A 7,199-nucleotide genomic window follows, 5' to 3' on the forward strand; every position below is an offset into this window, starting at 1 on the left:
CGCCCCGGCGCGCGGGCCACCAGCTGGTACGACCCGGGGGCGGCGGCCTCGAGCCGGTAGCTGCCGTCGTCGGCGCCGTCGGTCCGCGCGGCCTGGTGCCCCGCCTCGTCCACGAGGGTCAGGACCGCCCCGGGCACGGCCGCGCCGTCCTCGGCGCGCACCACCCGGCCGGCGACCGCGGGCACCGACCGGCGCACCACGCCGTCGGGAGCCTCGCCGTCGGGAGCCACGCCATCGGACGTCGCGCCGTCGGACCCCGCGCCGTCGGACGCCGAGCCGTCGGACGCCGCGTCGTCGGGCGCCTCACCCTCGCGCGCCGGGCCGGCGTCGGCCGCGGGCGGGACCGGGGCGGGGGTCTCCTCGTCCACGGGCTGCGCGCGCCGGCGTCGGCGGGTGATCCGGTCGCTCACCAGGTCAGCGACGCCCACGACGAGGGCGAGGACGACGAGGCCGACGGTGACGAGGAGCCCGGAGCTGATCGAGGACGCCCAGTCGCCGCGGCTCGCCGCCAGCGAGCCGAAGAACACCGCGCCGACCGCCGAGATGCCGACGGCCGAGCCCACGCGCTGCCCGGTCTGGAGCACCCCGGCCGCCGTGCCGCCCTCCGCGGGAGGGACCTCCTCCAGGGCGAGCGTCTGGTTGGGCGCGACGACGAGACCGCCGCCGACCCCGGCGACGAGCAGCGGGAGGGCGATCGCCCAGCCCACGCTGGCGGGATCGGCCCGCAGGACCACGTCGGTCGCGACGAGGCCGATCACGACCCCCAGAAGCCCGGACACCACGAGGGGCTTGCCGAACCGGGAGATCAGCCGGCCGCCGACCGCGGAGGACACCGCGGAGCCGATCGCGAACGGGGTGAGGGCGAGACCCGCCTGCAGGGGGGTGAACCCGCGGCCCTGCTGGAGGAAGAGCGTGAGCACGAAGAAGATCGACGTGAACCCCGCGAAGTAGAGCAGGCCCAGCGTCGTGCCCAGGGCGTAGCTGCGGGTGCGCAGCAGGCGGAAGTTCACCAGCGGGTGCCCGTGCGACCGCCGCGCGCGCCGCTCCCAGGCCACGAAGAGCAGGACGAGCAGCACCGCGACCCCGACCAGCCACCACGGCGCCGCGGACGGGTCCCGTTCGGACATCACCAGCGGCAGCATCAGCGCGACGACGGCGGCGCCGAGCAGCAGCGCGCCGACCAGGTCCAGCGGCCGCCGCTCGCCCTTCGGCACGGCGCTGTCCCGCGGCAGCAGGCGCATCCCCAGCACCAGCGCGACGATGCCGATCGGCACGTTGACGTAGAAGACGTACCGCCAGCCCTCGAGGTCACCGCCCCACTGCAGGAGCAGCCCGCCCGTGAGCGGGCCCACCGCGGTGGAGATCCCGATCGCCGCGCCGAACAGCCCGAAGGCGCGCCCGCGCTCCCGACCCTTGAACAGCTGCTGGATGACCCCGATGATCTGCGGGTTCATCATCCCGCCGGCCGCGCCCTGGAGCAGGCGGGCGACCACGAGCATCGTCGGGTTCACCGACAGGCCCGCGACGGCGCTCGTCAGCGTGAACAGCGCCAGGGCGATCAGGAACATCTTCTTGCGGCCGCGGTCGTCGCCGAGGCGGCCGGAGGCGACCAGGACCAGGCCGAACGTGAGCGCGTAGCCGGAGACGACCCAGGACAGCTCCGCCGACGACGCGCCGAGCCCCTGCTGCATCGAGGGCAGCGCGACGTTGACGATCGAGACGTCGAGCAGCGTCATGAACCCCGCGACGAGGCAGACGACCAGGGCACGCCACCGGCGGGGGTCGGGCTCGTCGGGGGCGCGGGTCGTGCTCTCGGTCTGGTCGCGGGCGGTCACGAACGTCAGGATGCCCCCGCCGACGGTGCCCAAGCACGCGTTCGGCGGCTCCGTCCGTCACGCCCGAGGAGGTGCGCCGCCCCCGTGGAGGTGCTCAGCAGCAGGATCCTCATCCGCCCCCGCGACCCCGAGGCGGCCTGGGCGTTCTACGGCGGCGCCCTGGGCCTCGCGGTCTCCCGCGAGTTCCCCGGCGGGATCGTCTACTTCCTGGGCACCGGCTACCTCGAGGTGTCCGGGCGGTCGTCGTCGGCGCCCGTGGGGCCGGACGCGCTGTGGGTGCAGGTCCGCGACGTCGCGGTGGCCGAGGCCGAGCTCCGCGACGCCGGGGTGACGGTGACCCGGGAGACCCGCACCGAGCCGTGGGGGCTGCGCGAGTGCTGGATCGCCGATCCCGACGGGCGCGCGATCGTGCTCGTCGAGGTCCCGCCGGACCACCCGATCCGTAAGGACCTCCGGCCCAGGTGAACGGAAGTGGTCGCTCCGGCGACCAGGATCGTTCACATGGCGGCAGCCAGGGCCTCCAGCGCCGGGCGCGGGTCGTCGAACGGGGAGTCGCCGAGGACCTGGACGACGACGTGGTCGGCGCCCGCGTCGAGGTGGGCCTGCAGGCTCGCGGCGGCGGCCTTCGCGTCACCGATCCCGACGACCGCCCGGGCCAGCCGGTCGGAGCCGCCGCGGACGAGGTCGGACTCGTCGAAGCCCTGACGCAGCCACGAGTTCCGGTAGTTGGGCAGCCCGGAGTAGATCTCGAGGTGGGCGTGGGCCCGGCGCAGCGCGTCCTCCTCGGTCGCGCCGTCCACCCCGGTGATCGCCACGGCCTGCTCGGAGACGACCCACTTGTCCGGCCCCAGCGCCTCGCGGGTGACGCCGGTCTGGGCCGGCAGCACCAGGTAGGGGTGCGCGCCGTCAGCCCCGGTCCCGGAGAGCCCGATCATCTTGGGCCCGAGCGCGGCGAGCAGCCGGACCGGCCGGACGCCGGGCTCGACCTGCTCGGGGACGGCGTCCATGCGCTCGAGGTAGTCGCGGGTCGTCGCGAGCGGCTTGGCGTACGTGCCGCCGCGGCCGCGCTCGACCAGCGGGGCGTGGCTGATGCCGAGGCCGAGCACGAAGCGGCCCGGGTGCAGCGCGGTGAGGGTGCGCCCGCCGGACTCGGCGGCGATGGGGTCGCGCGCGTGGATGTTCGCGATGCCGGTCCCGACGACGAGGCGCTCCGTCGCGTTCAGGAACGCGCCGGCCTGCGTCAGGGTCTCCTTGCCGTAGGCCTCGCCGTAGAAGAGCGACCCGTAGCCCATCCGCTCGATGTCCCGCGCGACCTCGCACGCGGCCCCGATCGTCCAGGCGTCACTGCTCCACCAGACCCCGATGCGGGAGGGGAACTCGACGGCGGGACGCGACTCGCTGCTCGTCATGGGCCGGACGCTAGACCGGCTTCGGGTGCTCCGCCCGGCCGAGTAGCTGGGCCGAGCAGTGCTCCTGGGCGAGGCGGCGCAGGGCCGCGAGCAGGGTGTCGCCGAGGACCGTCCCGACGACGACGCCCTCGACCGTGCGGGCCCGGTCCCCGCGGTCGACGACGGCCGCGACCTCGCGCCGCGCGACGTCTTCCATCGCCTCCGCGTAGAGCCCGAGCTGGCGGGCGAGGTCGTCGTCGCCGAGGCGGTGGTAGGTGGCGAGGACCTCGACGGCGGTGTTCCAGGCCGGGTTGTGCGGCGCCACGTGCCAGCCGCGCTCGCGCACCAGGTCGGCCAGGGCCCGGTCGGCACCGGCCCGGGCCTCGTCGTCGTCCTCGGAGGTCAGCGGCGGCGTCGTCGTGGCCTGGGCCCGGCCCAGGGCCTCGTGCAGCGGGACGTCCGGGTCGTCGACCGCGGCCAGCACGTCGCGGGTCGCGGCGACCGAGAGGCCGCCGACGTCGATGAGCGCGCGCACCATGCGCAGCCGCCGGACGTGGCCCTCGTCGTAGGCGGCCTGGTTCGGGCTCGTGCGCTCGCCCGGCGGGAGCAGACCCTCCCGCAGGTAGTACTTGATCGACGCCACGCTCACGCCGCTGCGCCGGCTCAGCTCGCCGACCCTCATCCGGCCTCCCTGTCGACATCCCCGTTCGGATAGTAGTACTGTCCGTGCATCGGACAGCGTCACTATCCATACTGGAGGCCCACGGTGCGGTCCTGGAACCGGTCCCTCCTCGCGCTCGCCGGCGCGATGATCCTCCTGACCCTGGTGTGCGTCGTCGGCCTCCTGGTCGACCCGCGCACCCTGCTCGGGCAGCCGATCTGGGCGAAGCCGCTGAAGTTCTCGGTCTCCTTCGTCCTCTACGCCCCGACGCTGGCCTGGATGATCAGCCTGGTCCGGGGCGCCCGGGCGCAGCGACTGGCCTCGCGGGCGGGCACCGTCGTCGCGGTCACGTCGGTCATCGAGATGGTCGCGATCGTCGGGCAGGTCGTGCGCGGCCGCGCCAGCCACTTCGACGTCGCGACGCCGTTCGACACGGCCGTCTGGTCCGTCATGGGCACCTCCATCGCGGTGCTGTGGGTCGCGAACCTCGTCATCGCGGTGGTGCTGCTGCGCGAGCGGTCGCTGCCTCCCGCGACGGCGTGGGCGGTCCGGCTCGGCCTCGTCGTGGCGCTGCTCGGCATGGCCGTCGCGTTCCTCATGACGAGCCCGTCCGGCTACCAGGTCGCGCAGGCGAAGGCGACGGGGTCGATGCCCGCGGCGGGCGCCCACGCCGTCGGGGTCCCGGACGGCGGGCCCGGCCTGCCGCTGCTCGGGTGGTCGACGACGGGCGGCGACCTGCGGATCGGCCACTTCGTCGGGCTGCACGCGCTGCAGGCGATCCCGCTGCTCGCGCTGGGGCTCGCGCTGCTGGCCGGCCGGGTGGCGGTGCTGCGCTCGGAGCGCGTGCGCGCCCAGCTGGTCGGGGTGGGCGCCGCGGCCTGGCTGGGCCTCACCCTGCTGCTGACGTGGCAGGCCCTGCGCGCCCAGCCGCTGCTCGCGCCCGACGCGCTCACCCTCGCCGTCGGGGCCGGCCTCGTCGTCGCCGCCGCGGGCGCGGCCGCCGTCGTGATCGCCCGCGGGTCCCGCCCCGTCGCCCCGGCCGAGGCGCCCGCCCCGGCCCCCGTGTGAGGAGTCCGGCCGTGCGCCTCGTCCCCGTCTACGTCCTGCTCTCGGCCGTCGGCCTCGTCGGCACGTGGTGGTTCAACCTGTCGTCCGCCGCGGCCGGGGAGGACTACCTGGGCGGCTGGTTCGGGACCGCGGCGAGCTCCTCGGCCGCCGTCGACATCCTCGTCACCGGCCTCGCCGCCGCGATCCTCATGGTCGTGGAGGGCCGGCGGCTCGGGTGGCGGCCCTGGGTCCTCGTGCTGCTCGTCCTCGGCTCGTTCGCGATCGCCGTGGCGTTCGTCTTCCCGCTCTTCCTCGCCTGCCGCGAGGTCACGCTCTCGCGGCGCCCGGCACCCATCACCACCGGAGGTCCGTCATGACCGCACCGTCCTACGTCCGCCGCAGCGCCGAGATCGAGGGCGACTTCGTCGTGCTGGTCATCGGCACCCACGTCAACCGCTGGCGCGACGTCCGGGCCTGGCTGCCAGTCTTCCGCGCGATGCCGCGGATGGTCCGCGAGCTCGAGGCGCATCCCGAGCTGGGCCTGCTCAAGGCCTACGGCGGGTGGATGTTCGGCGGCCCGACCTACATCCAGTACTGGCGCTCCTACGACCACCTCGTCGCCTACGCCCGCAGCGCGGGCAACGAGCACCTCCCGGCGTGGCGGGCCTTCAACCGGGCCACGCGGGCGCACGGCGACGCCGTCGGGGTCTTCCACGAGACCTACCGGGTGTCGGCGGGCCAGTGGGAGACGATCTACGGCGCGATGCCCGACGTCGGGCTGCTCGGGGCCGCGGGCAGCCAGGAGCTGCGACGCCGGAGCACCTCGGCGTCGCGGATGGGCACGCGCACGGAGGAGGCCGACACGGCTCCGGTCGAGGCGCCGGCCCCGGCCTGATCTCAGGACCCGGGCCGCCCCCGCTCCGGGACCGGCCGCCGGGCCCCGGTACCGGCCGCCGGCCCGCGGTACGCGCGGCCGGTGCGCCACCCTCGCGGGGGACGACCCGGCCGTTCGTACTGTTCGAGGGCGAGGTCAGAGGCCGAGCCGGCGGGCGATCAGCATCTTCTGGACCTCGCTGGTGCCCTCGCCGATCTCGAGGATCTTCGAGTCGCGGTAGTGGCGGGCCACGGGGTACTCGTTCATGAACCCGTACCCGCCGAAGATCTGCGTGGCGTCGCGGGCGTTGTCCATGGCCGCGTTGCTCGAGACGAGCTTGGCGATGGCGGCCTCCTTCGTGAAGGACACCCCGGCCGCCATCTTCTCGGCCGCGTGCTGCCAGGCCAGCCGGGCGGTCACCGCGCGGGTCTCCATCTCGGCGATCTTGAACTGGATCGCCTGGTAGGTCCCGATCGCGGCGCCGAACGCCTGCCGCTCCTGCGCGTAGCGCACCGACTCGTCGACGCAGCCCTGCGCCGCCCCCGTCGAGAGCGCGGCGATCGCGACCCGGCCCTCGTCGAGGATCGACAGGAACTGGGCGTAGCCGCGGCCGCGCTGCCCGATCAGGTTCTCCTCGGGCACGCGGCAGTCGGAGAAGGCCAGCTCGTGGGTGTCCGACGCGTTCCAGCCGACCTTGGAGTAGCTCGGCGCCACGGAGAACCCGGGGGTGCCGGAGGGCACCAGGATCGCACTGATCTCCCGCTTGCCCGTCGACTCGTCGCGGCTGGTGACCGCGGTGACGGTGACGTGGGAGGTGATGCGCGTGCCCGAGTTCGTGATGAACGCCTTCGAGCCGTTGATGACCCAGTCCCCGCCGTCGACCTGCGCGGTCGTCTTCGTCGCCCCGGCGTCCGAGCCACCGCCCGCCTCGGTGAGCCCGAAGCCGCCGAGCGCCTTCCCCTCGGCGAGCGCGGGCAGCCACCGCTGCTTCTGCTCGTCGGAGCCGAAGCGCGCGATCGGCATGATCCCCAGCGACACCCCGGCCTCGAGGGTGATCGCCACCGACTGGTCGACGCGGCCGAGCTCCTCGAGCGCGACGCACAGCGCGACGTAGTCGCCGCCCATGCCGCCGTACTCCTCGGGTACCGGCAGGCCGAACAGGCCCATCTCGCCCATGGTGGCGACGAGGTCGTAGGGGAACTCCTCGCGGATGTAGTAGTCCGCGATGACGGGGGCGACCTCCTTCTGCGCGAAGTCCTCGACGGTCGCTCGGAGGGCCTCGTGCTCCTCGGACAGTTGCATGATCATTCCTCTTCGGCGGGGGTGACGGTGACCAGCGGCGCGTCGAGCGCGACGGTGGCGCCGGCCTTCGCGGGCAGGTCGGTGACGACGCC

The 7,199-nt window shown here is 74.6% G+C and carries 8 protein-coding genes; 4 read left to right on the plus strand and 4 right to left on the minus strand.

Annotated elements, in window-relative coordinates:
• Positions 1-1,835: MFS transporter (locus AC0CYZ_RS00350; RefSeq protein WP_472210888.1), on the minus strand; the 1,835-nt coding region annotated here is incomplete at its 3' end.
• Positions 1,836-1,919: 84 nt separating this feature from the next.
• On the opposite strand from AC0CYZ_RS00350, the gene AC0CYZ_RS00355 reads away from it, so the two are divergent.
• Positions 1,920-2,300, plus strand: coding sequence for a VOC family protein (locus tag AC0CYZ_RS00355; protein WP_472210891.1), 381 nt, complete (start codon positions 1,920-1,922; stop codon positions 2,298-2,300).
• Between the two features lie 32 nt (positions 2,301-2,332).
• On the opposite strand, the gene AC0CYZ_RS00360 is transcribed toward AC0CYZ_RS00355, so the two are convergent.
• Together AC0CYZ_RS00360 and AC0CYZ_RS00365 are read right to left on the minus strand one after the other, a co-directional pair.
• Positions 2,333-3,244: a TIGR03620 family F420-dependent LLM class oxidoreductase gene (locus tag AC0CYZ_RS00360; RefSeq protein WP_472210894.1), complete on the minus strand. Its 912-nt coding sequence runs from the start codon at positions 3,242-3,244 to the stop codon at positions 2,333-2,335.
• A 10-nt stretch (positions 3,245-3,254) separates the two neighbouring features.
• The gene (locus AC0CYZ_RS00365; RefSeq protein WP_472210897.1) at positions 3,255-3,905 is read right to left on the minus strand and encodes a MerR family transcriptional regulator; all 651 of its coding nucleotides are present in this window, start codon (positions 3,903-3,905) and stop codon (positions 3,255-3,257) included.
• A gap of 84 nt (positions 3,906-3,989) precedes the next feature.
• Here AC0CYZ_RS00365 and AC0CYZ_RS00370 point away from each other — a divergent pair, with 84 nt between their 5' ends.
• The 3 genes from AC0CYZ_RS00370 to AC0CYZ_RS00380 are packed head-to-tail and all read left to right on the plus strand — an operon-like array spanning position 3,990 to position 5,826.
• Positions 3,990-4,952: a hypothetical protein gene (locus AC0CYZ_RS00370; RefSeq protein ID WP_472210899.1), complete on the plus strand. Its 963-nt coding sequence runs from the start codon at positions 3,990-3,992 to the stop codon at positions 4,950-4,952.
• Positions 4,953-4,963: 11 nt separating this feature from the next.
• Positions 4,964-5,308 carry a DUF2834 domain-containing protein gene (locus tag AC0CYZ_RS00375; RefSeq protein WP_472210902.1) on the plus strand — a complete coding sequence of 115 codons (345 nt, stop codon included), beginning with the start codon at positions 4,964-4,966 and terminating at the stop codon, positions 5,306-5,308.
• Entirely contained in the window at positions 5,305-5,826 is a 522-nt protein-coding gene (locus AC0CYZ_RS00380) for a DUF4188 domain-containing protein (RefSeq protein ID WP_472210905.1), read from the plus strand. Before AC0CYZ_RS00375 ends, AC0CYZ_RS00380 begins: the two co-directional genes overlap by 4 nt.
• 135 nt (positions 5,827-5,961) lie before the next feature.
• Here the strand turns inward: AC0CYZ_RS00380 and AC0CYZ_RS00385 are convergent, their stop codons facing one another.
• Complete coding sequence (locus AC0CYZ_RS00385) at positions 5,962-7,113, minus strand: acyl-CoA dehydrogenase family protein (protein ID WP_472210908.1); 1,152 nt, start codon at positions 7,111-7,113, stop codon at positions 5,962-5,964.
• Positions 7,114-7,199: the final 86 nt, after the last annotated feature.

The organism is Actinomycetospora sp., assembly GCF_055612215.1.